Here is a 21,918-nt window from a genome sequence, read left to right as displayed (position 1 = left end):
ATGGGGTATAATATATGTTTAAAGACTTTGGATTAGGGTAATAGATGTAAGAATAACTTTTATAAAATTTGATTTCAAATAAAAAAATGTTAAAAAAATAACTAAAAATTATCATGAAAATATATACATAGAATAGATATCAAATGAAAAGTTTAAAATAAGTAGAGAAATTAATTAGACGTCTAAGGAGAGATAAAATGAGAGTAATAATAATTGGTGGTGTTGCAGCTGGTATGAGTGCTGCAGCGAAATTAAAAAGAATTAAACCTGAATATGAGGTTGTAGTTTATGAAAAAACTGAAATAGTGTCTTTTGGAGCTTGTGGATTGCCATATTTTGTAGGTGGTTTTTTTGATGATGCTAATGATTTATTGGCAAGAACACCTGAAAAACTTAGAGAATCTGGTATTGATTTAAATATATTTAGAGAAGTTATTGCAGTTGATACTGAGTCTAAGAAAATAAAAATAAAAAATGTAAAAACAGATGAGATATACGAAGATTACTATGATAAATTGATGATAGCAACTGGAGCAAGAAGCATAATGCCTCCTATAAAAAATATAAATTTAAAAAATGTTTCTACACTAAAAAGCTTATATGATGGAGAATATCTAAAAAAATTATTAAGTGGAAAAGAAATAAAAAAAGTAACTATAATAGGTGCTGGATTTATAGGATTAGAAGCAGTTGAAGCATGCAAGAAATTGGGTAAAGATGTACAAGTAGTTCAATTGGAAGAGAGAATATTACCACAAGTATTTGATAAGGAAATTACAGATGTCTTAGAGGATGAAATAAGGAATCACGATGTCAAATTGCATTTGAATGAGATAGTTGTAGAATTGTCTGGAAAAGATAGAGTGGAAAAAGTAATAACAAATAAAGGTGAAATAGATACAGATGTTGTGATAATTGCTACTGGTGTAAAACCGAACACGGAATTTTTACAAAACACAAATATAAAAACATTAAAAAATGGAGCTATAGTAGTTGATGAATATGGAAGAACTTCTGTTGAAGATATATATTCTGCTGGCGATTGTGCGACTATAAAGAATATAGTAAGCAATGAAAACGCATATATACCTTTAGCAACTGGAGCAAATAAATTAGGTAGGATAGTAGGAGAAAATCTAGCAGGTAAAGAAGTCTCTTATCAAGGTTCTCTATCTTCAAGTTGTATAAAGGTTATGGATATGGAGGCTGCCTCAACTGGAATTACAGAGAAACAAGCTAATGCTTTGGGATTAAACTTCAAATCCAAATTTATTTCTGATTATAATCAAACTCATTATTATCCTGGAAGAAATAAAATATATGTAAAACTTATTTATGATGCAGATACAAAAGTTATTTTAGGTGGGCAAGTAGCTGGTTTTAAAGATGCTGTTCAAAGAACTAATGTGTTAGCAGCTGCTATCTTTGGAAAAATGACTACAAGTCAACTTGGTATGTTAGATTTATGTTATGCTCCTCCATTTGCAAGAACATGGGATGTATTAAATGTAGCTGGAAATGTATCTAAATAATTTTATCTAAGCAATTATTAATAATTACGTAATTATTAATAAATTAAATAATAGTAATAAATACTAAAGGAATGAGTTTACCCTAAAATAATTTTATCTAAGGTAAGCTCATTCCTAAATTTTTATTACGGATAATTTTTACTAAAGCTATAAAATTAATTATTCATCAAAATTTAAGTGTAAACTAAGTCTATCTTCACCAATAATCGTATTTTCAAAAACGTTAGTAGCATTTTCTAAGTACATATTAGGCATATCTAATGATGGGCTAAAGTGTGTCAATAAAAGTTGCTTAACATTTCCTAGTTTTGCAAGATTTGCAGCTTCTCTAAAAGTCATATGCTTGTTTTTGACAGCTTTTGAAATATCTAAATCATCACCATACATAGCTTCACATATAAATAAATCACTATCTTTTATAAAGTTAGGTATTGAGTCTATAGGTCTTGTGTCTGTTGTAAGACTTATTTTAACTCCTTTTCTTGATTCTCCTAAAACCATGTCTGGAGTGTATTTTTTTGAATCTAAAACAATACTTTGACCATTTTGAAGCTTTTTCCATATTGTTTTAGGAACTTTATTTTGAGTTGCTTTATTTATATCAAATTTAGGATTTCTTTTAAAATTAAAACTATATCCTATACACTCTATAGAATGTTCTAAAGGGATTGTTGAAATCTCTATGTTTTTTAAATACTCATTATCTAAAGAAAAACTACCTTGAGGATTTTCTATAATTTTTAAAGTATAGGGTATATATTCTACTAAATTTCTCATAGAACGAATACAATCAATTATTCCAATAGGGCCAACTATAGTTAAATCACTTGTACGACCGCTATTTCCAATCGTTGATAGAAGCCCTAAAAGTCCAAATATATGGTCACCATGTAAATGTGTTATACAAATCAAGTCTATATCTTTAAAGCCACATTTTTTCAACTTCATAGATACTTGAGTGCCTTCACCACAGTCAATTAGTATTTTTCTACCTTTATAATTCATAAATACAGAAGATAGAAATCTATGTGGCATGGGTACATTTCCACCACATCCAAGTAAAGTTAAATCTATCATTTTTTCCCCTTTCTAAAATTAACACAAATCTGTTGTTTGTTTTTATTATGATATCCTATTATAATTATTTTAACATTAAATACAACAATAAATGTGTATTTGAGTCAAGAAATATTAGTAAATAGAAACTTTGTATAATAATATACAAAAAATCTATAAGTATAACTTTAAATTTATTTTTGAAAAATTTATAGGAGGTAAGTCTAATGAAACTGTCAAAAAGAATTACTATTTTATCATTGATAATATTGACTTTAGTTGGATGTAGTAATGGGGAAAGTAAAAAAACAGTTGAAGGTTCTAACAAAATTCAAGGTTCTAAAAAAGAAGATCAAGCTATTGTAGTACATAAAGATGAAAATATATTAAAAGATAGGTATGAACCACCAAAAGGATTTAAAAGGGTTGAGGTAGAAAAAGGTAGTTTTGAAAGTTTTTTGAGGAATACTAAGTTGAAAAATTATGGTGAGAAAGTCAAGTATTACGATGGTAGGAATAAGGAATCAAAAGGAATCTATGATAGTGTATTCGATGTCGATATTGGCGATAGAGATTTGCATCAATGTGCAGATGCAATTATGCTTATGAGAGCAGAATACCTGTATAAGAATAAGAGATATGATGAAATAAGTTTTGACTTTGTGGATGGTTTTAAGGCTAAGTATTCAAAATGGGCAGAAGGTTATAGGGTTTCAGTAAAAGATAGTGGTTCAAGTTGGTATAAAGCAAGTGAATATTCAACATCATATGAGAGTTTTAGAAAATTTATGGATATAGTATTTGCTTATTCAGGTACTTTATCGCTTGAAAAAGAATTAAAACCTGTACAGCTTGATGATATGAAAATAGGGGATGTTTTTATAGTTGGAGGCAGTCCAGGACATGCAAGTATAATTATGGATATGGCAGAAAATAAAAAAACTGGAGAAAAGGTCTTTATGATAGCTCAAAGTTATATGCCTGCTCAACAAACTCAGCTTCTTATTAATCGTAAACAACCAAATTTAAGTCCTTGGTATAACTTGAATTTTGAGGGGGATTTAACAATTCCTCAATGGACTTTTAAAAGAGACCAGCTAAAAAGGTTCTAAAAAAATACATATAAAATAAATGAAAAATATAAGTGTGAAAAAATGTAATTAGATTAAAACTTGTTGGATATGGACAAAATTAAATTTATAGATAAATATTAAAAATCGAAATGATTAACTTTGTATATTTTAATATTTATCTAAAAAGCTTTATCTTAAAATAAGAGTCTTATTTTAAAGCTGAAACTAATTTTAGGAGGATAACTTATATTGAAAATTAGAAGATATTTAATTTTAGTAATTATAATTCTAATTACAACAAGTCAGAGTTTTATTTCTTATGGGCTAGAGAGCTTTAAAGAAATAACAATTTTTCACACTAATGACATACATGGAAGATATGCTGAGGGCGATGAGTATATACAGATAGGTAATCTAGCTACGTTAAAAAAGGAAACTCCAAATTCAATTTTAGTAGATGCAGGAGATTGCTTACATGGATTACCAATAGTAAATATGAATAAAGGTGAAGACGCAATTGAATTAATTAAAAGTGTTGGATATGACTATATCACTCCAGGAAATCATGACTTTAATTATGGAAAAGATAGATTGTTAGAGCTATCTCAAATTGCTAATTCAGGAGATAAAGCTTTAAAATTTTTGGCATCAAATATATTTGAAGATGGTAAGAACGTATTTGATAGTAATGATATAAAAGAAATAGATGGCATAAAAATAGGATTTTTTGGGCTTACAACCCAAGAAACAAAAAGTAAGACAGGCTCTAAAAATGTAGAAGGATTAGAGTTTAGAAATCCTATAGAAAGTGCAACAGAGCAAGTAAATGAATTAAAAAGAAAAGGCGCCGATGTAATAGTTGCAATATCTCATATTGGAACTAATAGTTTAAGTAAGCCAAACAGTATAGATATAGCAAATAAAGTTCATGGTATTGATTTAATTATTGATGGTCACAGTCATACTAAGTTTGAAAATGGCAAACAGGTTGGCAATACACTGATTGTAAGTACAGGACAATACCTAGAACATATTGGTGAAGTAAAGTTAACATTGGATACTAATGATACAGAACATATAAAAATAGAAAATAAATCAGCAAGACTAATTGAAAAAGAAGAAGTATTAGAGTATAAGCTTGATTCTAGTGTAAGTGAAAAGGTTGGTGAAATAAAGAAACAACAGGAAAAAGTTTTAGATAAAGTTATAGGAGTAACAAAAAATACTCTAGATGGTTCATACGAAAATGTAAGGACAAAAGAAACTAATTTAGGCAATTTAATAAGTGATATCTTATTAGATAAAACTAAAGCAGATATTTCTCTATTTAATGGTGGGAATATAAGGGATACAATTGAAAAAGGGGATATAACAAGAAGAAGTGTTGCAGATGTATTTCCTTTTAGCAACACTATAGTTACTAAAAAACTTACAGGAGAACAAATTAAAAGTGTTTTAGAACATGGAGTAAAACTTTATCCAGAAAAAAATTCGGCTTTTTTACAAGTGGGTGGAATCTCATACTATTTTGACCCAAAGCAGAGAGAAGGTGAAAAAATAACTGGTATTATGAAAGATGGAAAATCACTAGATATGAATAAAGAGTATACAGTTGCAACTAATGATTATATAGCATTAGGTGGAGATGAATTTCCTTGTTTGTCAAAAGAGCCAATGTTAAAAGATTTTGGAAGTTTAGAAAGCGCAGTAATTGAGTATATAGAGTATAAAAAAGAAATCTGTAAGAGTGTAGATGGAAGAATTAGTATTAAAACCAAGGAAGAATTGATAATTAACAGTAATGAGAGTAACTTAGTACTAAATCATGATGAAGATAATTTAAATGATGGCGAAGATATCATAAATAATGAGGATGCAAAAAACTCGAATGAGAATAAACGTAAAAATTTAGATAAAATGAAAGTTAGAGAAAGTTCTAATGTAAAAGCATCCAAAGCAGAAATTAAAGAGAAATCTCCTAAAACAGGCGATTTAGGTATAAAAGATAGTATGTTTATATTTGCAGCTTCAAGTGTTTTAATTTACTTATTTAACACTAACCAGATAAATTTAAAAAAGAAAAAATTAAAATGAAATAAATAATAAAATAGACTCAATATCTATTTATTAATAAATAGATATTGAGTCTTAGATAAAATATAAACTTAAGCAAAGGTAATTGGATGTTTGAATACTGGATTACCTTTGTTTTTTTATATTTAGTATAGTAATATCCAATCAATAATTGTACTCTTGATTAAAATAAATATATTATTAACTTATTATTGGTATGTTTATTTTATTATCTAAGTGTGTAAAATCTTCTTGGTGATTAAAAAATATTTATAAATTGTCAAATAAAATGGCTTAGTTAGTATGATATAATTTAGCTAGTATACATAATAATGGAGGGAAAAGCATGAATAATATATTACTTTTAGAAGATGATAAATCTTTAAATAGAGGGATTAGCTTTAAATTAAAAAAAGAAGGATACAATGTTTTTAATACATTTAGTATAGAAGAGGCAAGAGGTATTTTTTTTAAGGAGGATATAAATTTAATTATTTCTGATATAGGTCTACCAGATGGAAGTGGGTTTGATTTTTGTGAGGAGATTAGAAAGAAAAGTGATGTTTACATAATAATGCTTACAGCACTTGATGAAGAAGTGGATATTGTTACAGGTTATGATTTAGGAGCAGATGATTATATTACAAAGCCATTTAGTTTGATGGTGTTAATCTCAAAAGTAAATGCATTTATGAAAAGGGTAAACACAGTAAAGAATTATACTTTATTGGTTTGTGATGATTTGTTTTTTTATTATATAGAAAATAAATTGGTTATAAAAAATGATGACAAAGAAGAAGAAATAATTTTAAGTAAAACAGAAACTAAACTATTAAGATATTTGATGGAAAATTCAATGCAAGCTTTGACTAAAGAACAACTATTAGAATCTTTATGGGATAGTAGTGGTAATTTTGTAGATGATAATACAGTCGCAGTAAATATAAGAAGACTTAGACAAAAAGTAGAAAAAAATCCTTCTGAACCTAAGTATATAAAAACAGTAAGAGGAGTGGGATATATATGGGAAGAAAGGAGTATAAAAAAATGTTAAAAGATATAAATATCAAAGATAATTTGAGCATTAAAGAAGATTATATAATGAAAAAGGTTGTTATATATTCTATTTTATCTATGCTTGTAGTAACACTTGTATTTATATTTTTTGAATACAATAGACTATATGACTTATATGAATATCAAATAAAAAATACTCAAAGTATTGCAGGTATGTTGATTGAAAAATATCCAGATGATGAGGTAGATATAATAAAGTCTATTTATAATTTTGACTATAGCAAGGCAGAGGTTGGAGAAAAAGCACTTGAAAAATTCGGATATGGGCTAGAAAATAAAATGTCAAATGATAAAAACTTTGGCATATATTTAAAATCTTTTTTTAAAGAATCAATTTTTGTTTTTTTAATGATGTTTATAGCTGTTACAGGAATAATATATTATTTTATAAGATTTATAAACAAAAGTTTAAGCAAGATTTATTTTATAGTGGAGCAAATGTCACAAGAAAATTATTTAAAAGAAGGTACCAAGTTAGATAGTTTTGGATATTTAGTAGAATACAATGAGTATTTTAAAGAGGGTACATTTAGTAAGATTAACAACTGTCTGTATGAGTTAAATAGGAGCTTAAAGATAAAGTTTATTAAATTAGAAAAAGAGAAAGAAAGTGTAAAATCATTGGTAACAGATATTTCCCACCAATTAAAAACTCCTTTAGCATCATTAAAATTATACAATACATTACTTATAGAAGAAGATTTAGACGAAGATGAAGCACAGGAATTTTTATTGACTAATAAAAATTCTATAAATAAATTGGAAAACTTAATAAATTCTTTAGTCAACATATCAAGGCTAGAGATTAGTATGATAAGCATAAAAAAAGAAGATAATGACATAAAAAGTACTATTTTAAATGCTATAGAAAGTGTAACACCTAAAGCAAAAAGTAAAAATATAACATTAAAATTAAATGAATTTAATAGTAGAATTATACCTCATGATAAAAAATGGACTGAGGAAAGTATTTTTAATGTATTAGATAATGCTGTTAAGTATACAGAAAGAAATGGACAAGTAAATATATCTATAGAAGAGACTGTAAACTATTTTAAAATCATAATAGAGGATAATGGTAGAGGAATTGCCAAAAACGAATTTAATAATATATTTAAACGTTTTTATAGAGGAATAGATGAAGAAATTGAATCTATAGAAGGTAGTGGTGTAGGATTGTATTTAAGTAGAAAAATTTTAGAAGAACAAGGTGGTAATATTATGGTATCTTCTAACCTAGGAAAAGGAAGTAAATTTTCTTTGTTTCTTACAACTATGTAATGTTTCCTGAAAGGAGAATGTAATCCTCTACATATATTATATAAGTATAAACAGCTCCACAAATTAAAAGTAAATGATTAAGGAGCAACATAACTTAGAGTGAGGGGATAATTTTATGAAAATATTATATACTGAAAGTTTATCAAAACATTATGGAAAAGGAGAAAGCCTAGTAAAAGCTTTAGATGATGTAAATTTAGAAATAAATGAAGGTGAATTTGTAGCTATAATAGGTAAATCTGGCTCTGGAAAAAGTACATTATTACATATGATAGGTGGTCTTGATATACCTACATCTGGCAAGGTATACATTGATAATAAAAACATATTTACATTGAAAGAAGAAGAACTTGCCGTATTTAGAAGAAGAAAAATAGGCTTTATATTTCAAAGTTACAATTTGATTCCATCTCTTAATGTGTGGGAAAATGTAGTATTACCAATAGGTTTAGATGGAAGAGCTGTGGATGAAAACTTTATAAGAGACCTTTTAAAATCTTTGGGACTTGAAAATAAACATGATGTTTTACCAAATACATTATCAGGAGGTCAACAACAAAGAGTAGCAATAGCAAGAGCTTTGGCAACAAGACCAGCTATAATACTTGCTGATGAACCGACTGGAAACTTAGATTCTAAAACATCAGATGAAGTTATGAGTATACTAAAGTCCATGTCTAAGAAATATAGTCAAACTTTAGTTATGATAACTCATGATGATAGTATAGCTCAAATGGCTGATAGAGTTATATTTATAGAGGATGGCAAGGTATCAAAGGTTGGTGACAAAAATGATTAATACTACTAAAATAGCAAAAAATAATGTAAAACAAAATAAATCAAAAAGTATATTAATAATAATCACTATAATACTTTCAACATTGATGCTTTCATCTATAGGTATTTATATTGTCGATACAAGAGAATATCAAAAGGAAAATACAATAAAGTATGCAGGAAATTATCAAGGAGTATTAGCAAATGTAAATGAAAAACAAGCTGACATATTAAGTAATCACACAGATATTGAGCTAACTGGAAAAATGAATGGAGTAGGTGTTGAGAAACTAGAAGATGATACAACTATTTCATTATCATATATGAATGAAGAGGGCTTAAAATTAAATAATTTTGAATTTATAAAAGGAAAATTACCAACAAAAGAAAATGAAATAGTACTAGATAGTGGAGCTTTAAAAGCATTAGGTCATGGTCAAAAATTAGGTGAAAAAATAAAAGTAGCTTATGATGATTATAAAAGCGACAAAAGAATGGAAAAAGAATTTATAATAACTGGAATCTTAGAAACTAGTGAAATATATGAAGCAGGAAAGTATTATTCTGCTATTATATCAGAAACATATATGAAAAATACTAGAGATATGTCACAAGAAGATTTCAATATATATGTTAGATTAAAAGATAAGAGCGATTTATCTATAGAACAGGCAAAAGAAAAATTAAATAAGATTGCTAATGATATAGGATTAGATACTAATAATGTACTTGTAAATGAAAATTATATAAATGCTTTAAAACCAGATATGGAAACAATTATGGGTGGAGTTTTTATAGGCTTAGTAATTGTATTATCTAGTATTTTGGTAATATATAATATATTTTACATCTCAATAGTTACCAAAGTTCAAGAATTTGGAAAACTTAGAGCAATTGGTGCAACTAAAAAACAAGTAAAAACGATAGTGTTTAAGGAAGGCTTTATATTAGCTGGGATAGCAATACCAGTAGGAATAATTTTAGGCTATGCACTTGCAAATATTATAATAAAATCATTTATGGATGTAGATGTAAAATCATCACAATTACCAGTGTTATTATTAGTTGTGGTAATAAGTTTTATATCTGTTGTTTTATCACTTTTGAAACCAATGAAAGTAGCTTCAAAAGTATCTATAGTTGATGCAGTAAGATATACTGGAAATGAAATAAGTGGTAAAAAGAATAGAAAAGGGCATAAAAATATAAATTTAAAGAACTTATCAAAAGCGAATTTAGAAAGAAATAAAAAGCGTACTTATATGACATTGACATCTCTTATATTAAGTGGAACTATATTTATAACAGTATCGACTGCTTTAGAAAGTTTTAACGCTGAGAAGATGGCTAGAGAGCATTTCCCTTATGATATAGAAGTTAGATTTACTGGATATGAAATGAATAGCGACAAGAATCCTGAAAATAATTTGAATATTCTACAAATGAATAATCCATTAGGTAAAGATTTTTTAAATCAAATAAAGAGTATAGAGGGAGTCAAAAAAACTGAATTAGGAAACTCTGTAAAAATTGGAATGGAAGATTATAATGTTGAATTTGAACATGACCTTTTACAGAGCATAAACGAAAATGATGTGAATTCATTAAATAAAAATCTAATAGATGGAAAAATAAATTTTGAAAGGTTACAAACAGGAGATGAAATAGTCATTACTCACCTTGATACAGCAAAAGAAATGGGTGTAAAGGCTGGAGATAAAATAAAATTAACTCTATATGATGGAGATAAAGAGATAAAAAAAGAATTTAAAGTTCAAGCAATAGCTATGGGAACTCCAAGTTTTGGGATAGGAAAAGATTTTATAGATAGAACTTTGAAATATGATACAACAAGTACCATTGGAATATATACTGAAGAAGGAAAGTATCAAGAAGTTAAAGACACTATAAAGAAAATTGCTAAATCTAACGGATATTTAGAAACGGATTTTATAGATAGTAGAATCGAATCAAATAAGGCTACAATCTCATTTATAAAAATAATGGGCTATACTTTAACTGGTATAATAGGTGTTATTGGATTTATGAATCTTGTAAATACAATGATAACTAGTATAGTTACTAGAAAAAAAGAACTTGGGATGCTTCAAGCAATTGGACTTACTAATAAGCAATTAGTAAAAATGCTTAATTCAGAAGCTATATATTACACTTCTAGAATGATGATAGGAAGTATCGTCTTTGGAGGTACGTTAGGATACTTTGCAGTTGTATTTTTAAGAAAAACTGGATTATCATATGCAACATACGCTTTACCAATAGTACCAATTTTATTTATGGCTGTATTTATCCTTATAGCTCAATTTATAACAACTTACTTAATAGGAAGAAGTTTTAACAAAGAATCTCTTATTGATAGAGTAAGATATAGTGAATAAAAATGTATAGAAAGCTATATTTAATTTTTAAACAGAATTAGAGAAAATATAAAAATAGAATTAAATTAGGTTGATAATATATACAAATACAGGGCAAGTGGCTTAAATGTTCATATGTCCTGTTTTTTGTCGTTTTTATTGTTATAAAATTCTTATCAATATAACTTATCAATTTAAGTGGTAAGTGATAGTGTGTTTAATGTTCAGAAGATTGTTATCAGAAAAAATGTATAGATTTAAGTAGTAAATAAGAGTATGTTTAATATTCAGAAGATTGTTATTAGAAAAAATGTATCGGTACAATTTTAAAAAAACTTAAAATTGTACCATAAAAAATGAAAATTTTGTATAATAATCGTATAGAAAATAAAAAGGAGCTGATATATATGAATAATAAAATCAATTATGCACCAGGACCAACAGAAACTAGAGAAAATGTAAGATTAATAAGAGCAGAGAAAACAACTAACCCAGATATAGATGTTGATTTTGTTGAATTTTATAAGAAGACATGTGAAAAATTTGGAAATATAGTTGGTACAAAGAACGATATTTACATATTAAGTGGTGAAGGAATATTGGGACTTGAAGCAGCTTGTGCATCACTGACTGAGAAGGATGATAGGGTTCTTGTAATTGACAATGGTATATATGGAGAGGGATTTAAAGACTTTGTAAATATGTATGGTGGGGAGTATGTGCTTTTTTCAAGTGAATATACAAAAAGTATAGATGTTGATGAGCTAAGAAAGTTTTTAGAAAAGGATAATGATTTTAAATATGCAACAGTGGTTCATTGTGATACTCCAACAGGTGTATTAAATGATGTAAGTAAGATATGTCCACTATTGAAGGAATATGGAATCTTAACTGTAGTTGATTCTGTAGCAGGTATGGTGGGAGAAAGGTTAAATGTAGATGAATCTAAAATAGATGTAATATTAGGAGGTTCTCAAAAAGCTATTTCTGCACCTGCGGGTCTTACTATAGTTGGTATAAGTCAAGATGCAAAGAATTGTATAAAAAATAGAAAAACAGACATAGTAGGTTTTTATTGTAATTTAAGTATATGGGAAGGATATTATGAAAAAAAATATTTCCCCTATACAATGCCAATAAGTGACATAATGGGTCTTGATAGAGCATTAGACAATATACTAGAAGAGGGTGTAGAAAAGGTATTAAGTAGACATGAGAAAATAGCTTCTAGTGTAAGACAAGCTGTTGAAGAATATGGTTTAGAATTATTTTTAGAAGAAGGATATTCTAATACAGTGACAGCAATAAAAATACCTGAAAGTATAGGAGCATTAAAACTTACTGATTATATGCTTGAAAATTACAATACACTTGTTGCAACATCGTTAAATCAATATATGGATACTATTTTGAGAATAGGTCATATGGGGGAAAATGCTAATCTTGATAAAATAGTTCACATATTAAATGTATTAGATAAAAGTTTAAAAGAACTAGAATTTAATGCAAATGGAAGTTTAATAGATTTATTTAATAAATATTATTTTTAGTCACAATATAAAAGGGGGATACGGTATGGAAGTTACAGCTAAACAGAAGTTTACAACAAAAGATTTGGTGGAAACTTCACTATTAATAGCGTTGGTATTTGTTGCAACTAAATTTATAAATATAAGATTGCCAATATCTATAAATGGAGGTCTTGTACATTTAGGAACAGCAATGTTATTTATATCAGCAATAGTATTTGGAAGTAAAAAAGGTGCTTTATCTGGTGCTATTGGGATGGCTCTCTTTGATTTGATATCTGGGTGGACTCTATGGGCTCCATTTACATTTATAGTCAGAGGTGTCATGGGGTATTTACTTGGAAAGATTGTATGGGCAAATGGCAAGAATGGAGAAAATTTTTTGATTAATGTAATAGGAGTAGTAGTTTCATCAATTTGGATGTTGTTTGGATATTATGTAACAGAGGTTATACTTTATGGTAATTTTATAACTCCACTTACTTCAATACCAGGCAATTTAATGCAGGTATTAATAGGTCTTATAATAGCACTTCCTATTTCTAAAGCATTAAAAAAATGTATAAGATAGATATTGAATAGATTAAGGTTTTTGATAGGGCAAATTATATTGTATAATATTAAGATAGAGTATATAATGATAAAAAAATTTAGGATAGAGGTTAATTACGATGTTATCAGTTACAAGGTATAAAGTTAGAAATGCTTTAAAGCCTCAGACTGTTAAGATGAATATAATGCCACAAATTAAAAGTTGGAAATTATAATGTCAACCATAAAAAATAATTAAGTAGCAAGAAAATAAATTAGCCAAATAGCATTTTGTATCAAAATCAAAATTGTTATTTGGCTTTTAGTAGTTATTTATATCTAGATAGTATTATTTAAAAGTACTATTGCTGTGCGAGATGCAATAGGTATTTTAGAAGATGGAGGAGTAGAAGTAAAATAGACATCGTAGTCTACTAAGTTTTCTAGGCTTGTTTTTCCTCCAAATTCTATCATATCAGTACTCAATACTGTCTTGTATTTTTTGTCTTGGAATTTTGATATATCTACTGATTGCATCAGATTAGGATGAAAATTAAATATAAATAAATATTTACCTTTACTGTATACTAAAAGTTTTTTATCATTATCTATATGTACAAGTTCATAACTATTCTGTGTAAAAATATCACTGTATTTTGTAAGTTCAAGCATAGATTTATCAAAGTTTAATAGTTGTTTATATTTTAAGTTATCATTTTCTGAAAGACTCCATTGTCTTCTAGCATATTTATAACTCCAATTGTTTCCTTCACGTGGAAAATCAATCCATTCAGGGTGTCCAAATTCATTTCCCATAAAATTTAGGTATCCTTCACCAGCTAGAGAAAATGTTGCTAATTTAATTAGTTTGTTTAGAGCAATAGCTCTATCAATAATATGATTATTTGAGTTTATTTCCATATTCCAGTACATTTCTTTATCTGCTAACCAAAATATAATTGTCTTGTCACCAACTAATGCTTGGTCATGAGATTCACAATATCCAATGTTTTTTTCACCAGGGCGTCTAGTAGTAAGCTCGTGCCACATTTTGCCTAAATCCCAATTTTCATCATAAGAATTTGAAATAGTTTTTATCCAAAAATCAGGTACTCCCATTGCTAATCTATAGTCAAAGCCAATTCCACCATCTCTTATAGGTATACACATTCCAGGCATTCCACTCATATCTTCTGCAATGCTTATTGAATTAGGTTTGATTTCTTTTATTAGTTCATTTGCAAATTGAAGGTATGTTATAGCTTCCATATCTGTATTTGTACTGAAATACTTTTTATAACTGTCAAATGAAACTCCAAGACCATGGTTATGATATAGCATTGAGGTTACACCATCAAATCTAAAACCATCAAAATGATACTCATTTAGCCAAAATTTTATATTTGAAAGTAAAAAATGAATTACCTCAGGTTTACCGTAGTTAAAGAGCTTTGTTCCCCAAGCAGGGTGATTACCTTTTGAACCTGAATGGAAAAATTGGTGCTCACTTCCATCAAATTCATTTATTCCCTCTAAAGTATTTTTTACAGCATGAGAGTGAACTAAATCTAACAAAACAGCAATTCCCATTGAATGAGCCGTATTTATAAGGTTTTTTAAGTCTTCAGGTGTACCGAACCTAGATGAAATTGAATAAAAGTTTGAAACTTGGTATCCAAAAGAAGCATAATATGGATGTTCCATGATAGCCATAAGTTGAATAGTATTGTATCCAGATTTCTTTATCCTAGGAAGTATGTTTTCAGTAAATTCATTATAAGTTCCAATAGATTCTTTTTCAGTAGCCATACCTATGTGACATTCGTAGATTAAAGGAGAAGTTATGTTTTTTAAGTCAAATTCATTATCAGTCCAACTAAATCGAGTTTTTGGTTGCCATATCTGCCCATTAAAGTTACCAGAATCCTTTTGTATTACCCTCTTTATGTATAATGGTATACGGTCAAATGTTTCACCATTTGCAGTGACCTGTACCTTCACCTCGGATTTATGAGGTAAGCTGTTTTTATCAGGTATGAAAATTTCCCAATTACCAGAATCTATTTTTTTTAGAGGATGGGATTTTCTATTCCAATTATTAAAGTCACCAATTAATGATAAACTATCTGCATTTGGAGCCCACTCTCTATAAAACCATCCATCATTTGTTTGATGGAATCCATAATAAAGATGAGCATTTGCAAAAGAACTAAAATTTTCACAGTTAGTTAATATTTTTGCTTTTACATCTTCATAGTGTTTCATTCTTTTTTTTATGTCAGATTCGAATGGTTGTAGGTAAATATCAACATCTAAAATTTTAAATCTTTTTTGACTTTTCATTTGATTTCCCCTCCATAATAAATATTATCTTTTAATAAAATAATACTTATCTCATACTATCTTCTCTATATAATTGATATATATTATATAATCCTAATAAAAAGCTTAAACCACCAATAATTAGTTTCATAATTTACCTCCTTAGTATATTTAAAAATATACTTATATATCAGATTCATCAAAATTTAAAAGTTTATTTAAAACTCTTTTAATAATATCATAATCAAAGCCTTTATAGGAAAGATGTTGAGAAATTTTTTGATATATTTTCTTTTTATCTTCTTTTTTTACCCTCTCATATCTTTTTTTTGCTAGATACATGGCATTTTCAAATTCAGTATCTTTGTCTAATTCTGATACTGCTTCATCAATTGCACTTCTCTCAATACCTTTATTGTATAAATTTTGTTTAATTCTGTTTTTACCACATTTGTTTAAATTAACGTTGGTATTAACTATTTTCTGAGCTAATATATTGTCATTTACCAGATTATAATTTTTAAGAAAATCTATAACTCTATCAATTGTATCTTCTTCAAAATCTGCTGATAGTTTTTCTTTCATTTTTTTTTCAGACTGGTCAGCACGAGACAAAATATTTAATGCTTTATTTTTAGCTTTTATATACATCTCATCATCTAAAATAGATTTTAATTCCTCTTCATTTACTTCATTTCCTTTTTTTAAATTAAATGTATAAACAAGTTCTTTAAATATAGCAATAAAAAATTTATCATCAACATAAATATTTACTCTATCATCATTTCTTTTTTGTTGTTCTATTTTTGTAATTATACTCATAATTCCTGCTACTCAAAATATGGTCAAATATATCCATATCGAGATTTTTCCTTCTTCACTGAACCTCGCCTTGCCTAAGCTACTACGATTTAGTATAGTTCTCCAAAGGCTTAAATTCCGAAGTTAGCCCTCCGTACATATATAAGTACTTTTAAGCCGCGTGTGGGCGAATCACTTTGATTTTAAGCTATCTTATATTTTTTAGCATTTTTAAGATTAAGACCTGCATTTAAATCTCTATCAATAGATAAACCACAACTACATTTGTACACTCTATCTTTAAGCTTTAAACCTTTATTAACCTCACCACATTGGCTACAAATCTTTGATGATGGATACCATCTATCAGCTACTCTAAGTTCTATATTATTTTGTTTACACTTAGCAGTTAGTTTAGTTCTAAATTCAAAGAACTTTTGACTTGATATAGCCTTTGATAAATGCTTATTCTTCATCATTCCACTAACATTTAAATCTTCAATAGTTATATAGCTTGGCTTTTGCTCTGTTACCTGAAATACTGTTTTATTAATATAATCAGTTCTTATATTAGCTAATCTTTGATGAATTTTTTGTACTTTGGCTATCTGTTTTTGGATATTTTGACGAGTAGCTACTCCTTCTTTTATATTTTTATTTCTTACTTTTAAACTCTCATATTTTCTTGAAAGTTTTCTTTGCTCTCTTTTTAATTTCTTTTCAACTTTTTTGATAGTTGAAGTCTTATTTATATTTTTAAATTTACTTCCATTTGAACATATTGCAAAATCTTTAATTCCTAAGTAAATACCTATTCCTTCATTAGTACATTTAGATACTTGAATATCATCTTCCTCAACTAATATAGATACATAGTATCTATTAGATTTTTGACTTACTGTACCACTTTTAACTATTGAATTTGTTGGTATATATCCAAATTCTTTTAATCTTACCCACCCAAGAGTAGGTATTTTAACTCTATGCCTTTCAATAGTCCAATCAGTCTTATTATTCTTAGGGAAATATGCTTTTACATCTTGATTTTTCTTTTTCTTGAACTTAGGAAAGCCTTTAGCACCTTTAAAAAAGTCTTTAAAGGCTTTATCCCCATTCATAATAGCTTGTTTAATAGCTTTAGAAGATACTTCTTTAATCCATTTCATATCTTGATTATTAGGTACATACTCGTTATTTATCCATTTAGAAAAGTCCATACCACTCACAAATTTTCCGTCTTTTTCATAAAGCTCTTTACTATGAGCAATATAGAAGTTGTATATAAACCTTGATACACCAATAGTTTTGTGTATTTTAGATTTTTGTTCATCAGAGGGGTTAATCTCTATCTTGTATGCTCTTTTCAACATCTTCATCCTCTCTAATCTTTTTCTTGTATTTTTTTAATCCATATATGCGACAACTAAAAATATGAAGTATTGATATTATATCTTGAACTAATTCTTCTTGAGGTGAAAGACTTTCATTATTTACAACTATAATCTCTACATTGAATTTAGTTAAAAATCTTTCAAACCAATCATATCCGAAACGAATAAATCTATCTTTATGAGTTATGATAATTCTACTTACTTCATTAGTCATACAACTATCAATAAGTTTATTCCATTTTTTGCGATTATAATTTAACCCACTTCCATAATCCTCAATGACTTCATCTACTATTATTCCTTTAGAATTAGCATATTGTCTAAGAAATTCAACTTGATTTTTTAAATCATCTTTTTGATTAGAGGTTGAAACCCTTGTATAAATAACTACTTTTCTATTATCTGTTTCTTTATGTATTCCTGTATATTCTAGATATTGTTCATGAGTGTAATACCTTCTATTCGTAGGCGTTCTAAATGCCTTTAATTTACCATCATTATCCCATCTTTGCAGAGTTATAACTGACATATTTAATAATTCTGCAAATTCTTTAGGTTTATAATGTTTACTCATATAATCACACCTTTCTGTGATTATATTATACTATATTTGATTATATTTAAATATATTTTTATTTTCTAATTACAACTCCTAATTATTTTCTTTTGAAAGACCCACCTGTTTCAAGTAAATCTATTGAGCCCAAAGCAATCCCTGTTCCTTTCGCAACACAAGATAGTGGTTCATCTGCTATTGTAACAGTTATTCCTGTTCTCTGTTCTATTATTTTATCTAATCCATATAATAATGAGCCTCCGCCAGTCATTATTATACCAACATCTCCTATATCTGCTGCTAATTCAGGTGGTGTTTTTTCTAAAACAGCATGCGTTGCAACAACTATTTGTTCAACACATTCTCTAAGGGCTTCTAACATTTCTGTTGAGTTTATAGTTATAGAACTAGGAAGACCTGTAATCAGATTCCTTCCTGTTATTTTCATATACTTTTCTTCTTCTCTCTTAAATGCAGAGCCAATTTCAAACTTAATTTTTTCTGCTGTTCTTTCTCCAATAAGAAGATTATGTTGTTTTTTCATGTACTTAACTATAGCATCATCAAATCGGTCTCCACCAACTTTTATAGATTCACTTACAACTGCTCCTCCTAGTGATATTACGGCTATATCTACAGTTCCTCCACCAATATCTATAATCATATTACCATTAGGTTGTGATATGTCTACACCAGCTCCTATAGCTGCTGCTATTGGCTCTTCTATGATATATACTTCTCTAGCCCCAGCTTGTCTAGTTGCATCCTCTACTGCTCTCTTTTCTACTTCTGTAACACCTGTTGGCACACATACCATAATTCTAGGCATGAAAAATCTTCCAAATCCCTTTTTATCAACTATCTTATCTATAAAAGATTTTAACATCTTCTCAGTTACATCATAATCTGAAATTACACCATCTCTTAAAGGTCTTATTGCAACTATATTACCTGGTGTTCTTCCTATCATTTTTTTAGCCTCTTCTCCTACAGCTAAAACAGAATCTGTTCTGTTGTCTATTGCAACAACAGATGGTTCTTCTAAAACGATTCCCTTACCACTAACATAAACAAGTACATTTGCAGTACCTAAATCTATGCCTATATCAGCTCCAGCCATTTTTTCAACTCCTTCATTTATATATTAGATTATATTATAAGCCTATTTATTAATACTCCTATAATAAAGCATATACAAAAATCTCGCTTTAATCAAGAGAAAATAAATGTTTTGAGGGTATTATTCTTTTGCTATTTATAATTATCTAATATATTTCTTATAATAATTTAATGTAATAAAAAAAGTAGGTTTTTAACCTACATTTTTTTATGTTCCTTCTCATACTTTAATTTCGTTGCTAATCCCCCTCTAATATGTCTCTCTGATTTATTTTTGTCTAGCACACTTTTAACTTCTTTGGCAAGGGATGGATTTATTTCCTTCAATCTTTCTGTAACATCCTTGTGAATTGTACTTTTACTTACTCCAAATGTCTTGGCTGTTTGTCTTACTGTAGTGTTTTTTTCAAGTATATATTTTGCTACCACTATGGCTCTTTCCTCTATATGAGATCTCAAAGATTACCCCCCTCACATAATAGCTTTAATGATATATATGTAAAAACACCAAAAAATATAACAAGCTTAACCAAATATGATTAAACTTGTTATACTTTTACTTAATTAGACTCATTGGGTCTATAGATTTTTCTCCATTATATGCTTCTAAATGCACATGTATACCTTCTTCACTTTCTATCTGAGAAGTACTTCCTACAGTACCTAGTGATTGTCCTTCTGTTACTTTCTGATTCTTCTTAACACTAACATTTTCATCTAGATTTGAATATACTACTACAGTATTATTGTCGCTTTTTATTTTTACTGATTTTCCATATTCTTCATCATCAAATACATCTACTACCATTCCGTTTAATAGAGATTTTATTTCTTTACCTTTAGTACAACTAACATCTATACCTTTATGAGTTTCCCAAACATCCAATGTTTTAGAATAACTAGGTTCTTTTTCTGAATACTCTCTTATTATCTTATCACCAATGTAATTTAATTTTGTTGTACTTGACTTATTTTCTTCTTTTGCCTTAGCTTTTTCTAAGTTTTGTTTTGAATCTGTCGCAGTAGGGATAGCATCTTTCTTATCTTTTTCAATTAAATGTATTTCCTCTTCACTATCTTTATTAGATTTTTCTATCATGCCTTTATTAGAAGCTAATTTATCTACATTATTATTTGTAAACCAAACTCCACCTACTGCTAATAAACAAACACATACAAATAAAGATAAATAAAAACCATCTTTTTCTAACAGTTTTTTCTTCATTTCGCACCTCCAAATATATTTCTACATTTGGATTATTGACGTGTTTTTGGTATTTTATACAATTATTAGTATATATCTTTTATTTTTGTATCAGTATAGTAATGTGATAATATATCATAGTATTTATAGCCTTCTTCTGCCATACCTTCAGCTCCCCATTGGCTCATACCAACACCATGACCATATCCTTTTACTACAAAATCTATGTATCCTTCTCCAAATTTTATATCAAAGTTTGCAGAATTTAAGTTAAAAACAGTTCTTACATCTTTACCTGTTACTTCTTTGTTTCCTAATTTTATTTTTTCTACAGTTCCAGCATCGCTTCTTTTAGTTATTGCAACTTGTTTACTCAAATTATTCACATCTATTACAATACTACTATAAGACTTTCTAAGACTCTTGACAAAATCTGTATTGCTGATTTTAAGTGTTGATGCAAATTTTGGAGAATACTTATCATATGGGCTTTCTACAGATTTTAAATAAGGATATTTTGATGCAAATACTTCTTCACTATTCTCTGTTTTCCCTGAAGAGGTAGAGAAATAAAGAGGAAGTATAGCCTTATCATTATAAGTTATTATCTGCCCCTTAGTACCTTTAACTGCGTTTTGAATTTTAGAATACTTATTTTTAATCCATTCTTCACCATTCAACTTTTTAAGAGTAGCATAACTCTTGTACTCTTGACAGTGTTTATAATCAGTACATACCACTGCATTTTTATGTTTACTTGATTTCCCATGTTCTTGCTTATATACTACATACGTTCTAGCTGCTACAGCTTGGGCTTTTAAAGCCTCTATATCAAAATCCGAGGACATCTCACCAGCTAGTACTCCACATAGATAGTTTTCCATGTCCATTTTTTCAACTTTACCTGATATGTGATTATAGACATTTATAACTGGTGTTTTTTTGTCTACAGTTTCATAGTTTACTACCTTTTTCTCTTCTTTCTTACTTTCATCTTTAATATCATTTTTTTTAATGGTTTTGTTTATAGATACTACTTTCTCTGGTTTTTCAGTTAGTTCCACATTTTTGTAAGAAACTAAAGTTATCAATGAAGGGACTAACACAGAGCAAGTTACAAATCCTAACAAAACAACCAATGGGTTCTTCATATACTCTCCTCCTTAGCTTTTAAAACCTTGTATTTAAGTATATGAACAACCCTATCAATTTATAACT

At 28.0% G+C, this 21,918-nt stretch carries 18 protein-coding genes; 9 read left to right on the top strand and 9 right to left on the bottom strand.

Annotated elements, in window-relative coordinates; translation table 11 throughout:
- Positions 1-197 precede the first annotated feature (197 nt).
- Positions 198-1,532 (top strand): CoA-disulfide reductase, encoded by a 1,335-nt coding sequence (locus KGF52_RS05450; protein ID WP_227839412.1) that lies wholly within the window; start codon positions 198-200, stop codon positions 1,530-1,532.
- A gap of 159 nt (positions 1,533-1,691) precedes the next feature.
- Here KGF52_RS05450 and KGF52_RS05445 read toward each other — a convergent pair whose 3' ends face one another.
- Entirely contained in the window at positions 1,692-2,609 is a 918-nt protein-coding gene (locus KGF52_RS05445) for a ribonuclease Z (protein WP_227839411.1), read from the bottom strand.
- A gap of 206 nt (positions 2,610-2,815) precedes the next feature.
- On the opposite strand from KGF52_RS05445, the gene KGF52_RS05440 reads away from it, so the two are divergent.
- From KGF52_RS05440 to KGF52_RS05405, 8 genes are all read left to right on the top strand, one after another.
- Entirely contained in the window at positions 2,816-3,700 is an 885-nt protein-coding gene (locus tag KGF52_RS05440) for a DUF4846 domain-containing protein (RefSeq protein WP_227839410.1), read from the top strand.
- 210 nt (positions 3,701-3,910) lie between these two features.
- Positions 3,911-5,755 carry a 5'-nucleotidase C-terminal domain-containing protein gene (locus KGF52_RS05435; protein ID WP_227839409.1) on the top strand — a complete coding sequence of 615 codons (1,845 nt, stop codon included), beginning with the start codon at positions 3,911-3,913 and terminating at the stop codon, positions 5,753-5,755.
- Positions 5,756-6,080: 325 nt separating this feature from the next.
- Positions 6,081-6,788, top strand: coding sequence for a response regulator transcription factor (locus KGF52_RS05430; RefSeq protein WP_227839408.1), 708 nt, complete (start codon positions 6,081-6,083; stop codon positions 6,786-6,788).
- Positions 6,782-8,092: a sensor histidine kinase gene (locus KGF52_RS05425; protein WP_227839407.1), complete on the top strand. Its 1,311-nt coding sequence runs from the start codon at positions 6,782-6,784 to the stop codon at positions 8,090-8,092. The genes KGF52_RS05430 and KGF52_RS05425 overlap by 7 nt, the downstream gene beginning before the upstream one ends.
- A gap of 115 nt (positions 8,093-8,207) precedes the next feature.
- Positions 8,208-8,891: an ABC transporter ATP-binding protein gene (locus tag KGF52_RS05420; RefSeq protein WP_227828151.1), complete on the top strand. Its 684-nt coding sequence runs from the start codon at positions 8,208-8,210 to the stop codon at positions 8,889-8,891.
- Positions 8,884-11,268 (top strand): FtsX-like permease family protein, encoded by a 2,385-nt coding sequence (locus KGF52_RS05415; protein WP_227839406.1) that lies wholly within the window; start codon positions 8,884-8,886, stop codon positions 11,266-11,268. Before KGF52_RS05420 ends, KGF52_RS05415 begins: the two co-directional genes overlap by 8 nt.
- A 386-nt stretch (positions 11,269-11,654) precedes the next feature.
- Complete coding sequence (locus KGF52_RS05410; RefSeq protein ID WP_227839405.1) at positions 11,655-12,797, top strand: pyridoxal-phosphate-dependent aminotransferase family protein; 1,143 nt, start codon at positions 11,655-11,657, stop codon at positions 12,795-12,797.
- 25 nt (positions 12,798-12,822) lie between these two features.
- Positions 12,823-13,347: an ECF transporter S component gene (locus tag KGF52_RS05405; RefSeq protein WP_227839404.1), complete on the top strand. Its 525-nt coding sequence runs from the start codon at positions 12,823-12,825 to the stop codon at positions 13,345-13,347.
- Positions 13,348-13,646: 299 nt separating this feature from the next.
- On the opposite strand, the gene KGF52_RS05400 is transcribed toward KGF52_RS05405, so the two are convergent.
- From KGF52_RS05400 to spoIID, 8 genes are all read right to left on the bottom strand, one after another.
- Positions 13,647-15,650 (bottom strand): alpha-amylase family glycosyl hydrolase, encoded by a 2,004-nt coding sequence (locus KGF52_RS05400; RefSeq protein ID WP_227839403.1) that lies wholly within the window; start codon positions 15,648-15,650, stop codon positions 13,647-13,649.
- A gap of 162 nt (positions 15,651-15,812) precedes the next feature.
- Positions 15,813-16,451 carry a recombination regulator RecX gene (gene recX, locus KGF52_RS05395; protein WP_227432519.1) on the bottom strand — a complete coding sequence of 213 codons (639 nt, stop codon included), beginning with the start codon at positions 16,449-16,451 and terminating at the stop codon, positions 15,813-15,815.
- Between the two features lie 182 nt (positions 16,452-16,633).
- Positions 16,634-17,797, bottom strand: a complete 1,164-nt coding sequence (locus KGF52_RS05390; RefSeq protein WP_227839425.1) for a transposase — start codon at positions 17,795-17,797, stop codon at positions 16,634-16,636.
- Positions 17,769-18,395: an IS607 family transposase gene (locus KGF52_RS05385; RefSeq protein WP_227839402.1), complete on the bottom strand. Its 627-nt coding sequence runs from the start codon at positions 18,393-18,395 to the stop codon at positions 17,769-17,771. The genes KGF52_RS05390 and KGF52_RS05385 overlap by 29 nt, the downstream gene beginning before the upstream one ends.
- Positions 18,396-18,477: 82 nt before the next feature.
- A complete protein-coding gene (locus KGF52_RS05380; protein WP_003425449.1) occupies positions 18,478-19,497 on the bottom strand; it encodes a rod shape-determining protein in 1,020 nt (339 codons plus the stop codon).
- 197 nt (positions 19,498-19,694) lie between these two features.
- The gene (spoIIID, locus tag KGF52_RS05375; RefSeq protein ID WP_044212029.1) at positions 19,695-19,955 is read right to left on the bottom strand and encodes a sporulation transcriptional regulator SpoIIID; all 261 of its coding nucleotides are present in this window, start codon (positions 19,953-19,955) and stop codon (positions 19,695-19,697) included.
- Between the two features lie 97 nt (positions 19,956-20,052).
- Positions 20,053-20,721 (bottom strand): M23 family metallopeptidase, encoded by a 669-nt coding sequence (locus KGF52_RS05370; RefSeq protein WP_227434544.1) that lies wholly within the window; start codon positions 20,719-20,721, stop codon positions 20,053-20,055.
- Positions 20,722-20,786: 65 nt separating this feature from the next.
- Positions 20,787-21,851: a stage II sporulation protein D gene (spoIID, locus tag KGF52_RS05365; RefSeq protein ID WP_227839401.1), complete on the bottom strand. Its 1,065-nt coding sequence runs from the start codon at positions 21,849-21,851 to the stop codon at positions 20,787-20,789.
- Positions 21,852-21,918: the final 67 nt, after the last annotated feature.

This window comes from Clostridioides sp. ZZV15-6597 (assembly GCF_020657815.1).
Lineage (GTDB): Bacteria > Bacillota > Clostridia > Peptostreptococcales > Peptostreptococcaceae > Clostridioides.
Note: the sequence above shows the minus strand (reverse complement) of the source record. Positions and strands in the feature narration are given on the sequence as shown.

What these genes read in the sequence shown, in the direction of transcription:
- KGF52_RS05370 (WP_227434544.1), bottom strand. Translation starts at nt 20,721, where the DNA reads ATGAAGAAAAAACTGTTAGAAAAAGATGGTTTTTATTTATCTTTATTT.
- KGF52_RS05430 (WP_227839408.1), top strand. Translation starts at nt 6,081, where the DNA reads ATGAATAATATATTACTTTTAGAAGATGATAAATCTTTAAATAGAGGG.
- KGF52_RS05400 (WP_227839403.1), bottom strand. Translation starts at nt 15,650, where the DNA reads ATGAAAAGTCAAAAAAGATTTAAAATTTTAGATGTTGATATTTACCTA.
- spoIID (WP_227839401.1), bottom strand. Translation starts at nt 21,851, where the DNA reads ATGAAGAACCCATTGGTTGTTTTGTTAGGATTTGTAACTTGCTCTGTG.
- KGF52_RS05415 (WP_227839406.1), top strand. Translation starts at nt 8,884, where the DNA reads ATGATTAATACTACTAAAATAGCAAAAAATAATGTAAAACAAAATAAA.
- KGF52_RS05420 (WP_227828151.1), top strand. Translation starts at nt 8,208, where the DNA reads ATGAAAATATTATATACTGAAAGTTTATCAAAACATTATGGAAAAGGA.
- KGF52_RS05450 (WP_227839412.1), top strand. Translation starts at nt 198, where the DNA reads ATGAGAGTAATAATAATTGGTGGTGTTGCAGCTGGTATGAGTGCTGCA.
- recX (WP_227432519.1), bottom strand. Translation starts at nt 16,451, where the DNA reads ATGAGTATAATTACAAAAATAGAACAACAAAAAAGAAATGATGATAGA.
- KGF52_RS05380 (WP_003425449.1), bottom strand. Translation starts at nt 19,497, where the DNA reads ATGGCTGGAGCTGATATAGGCATAGATTTAGGTACTGCAAATGTACTT.
- KGF52_RS05410 (WP_227839405.1), top strand. Translation starts at nt 11,655, where the DNA reads ATGAATAATAAAATCAATTATGCACCAGGACCAACAGAAACTAGAGAA.
- KGF52_RS05445 (WP_227839411.1), bottom strand. Translation starts at nt 2,609, where the DNA reads ATGATAGATTTAACTTTACTTGGATGTGGTGGAAATGTACCCATGCCA.
- KGF52_RS05440 (WP_227839410.1), top strand. Translation starts at nt 2,816, where the DNA reads ATGAAACTGTCAAAAAGAATTACTATTTTATCATTGATAATATTGACT.
- KGF52_RS05425 (WP_227839407.1), top strand. Translation starts at nt 6,782, where the DNA reads ATGTTAAAAGATATAAATATCAAAGATAATTTGAGCATTAAAGAAGAT.
- KGF52_RS05385 (WP_227839402.1), bottom strand. Translation starts at nt 18,395, where the DNA reads ATGAGTAAACATTATAAACCTAAAGAATTTGCAGAATTATTAAATATG.
- KGF52_RS05405 (WP_227839404.1), top strand. Translation starts at nt 12,823, where the DNA reads ATGGAAGTTACAGCTAAACAGAAGTTTACAACAAAAGATTTGGTGGAA.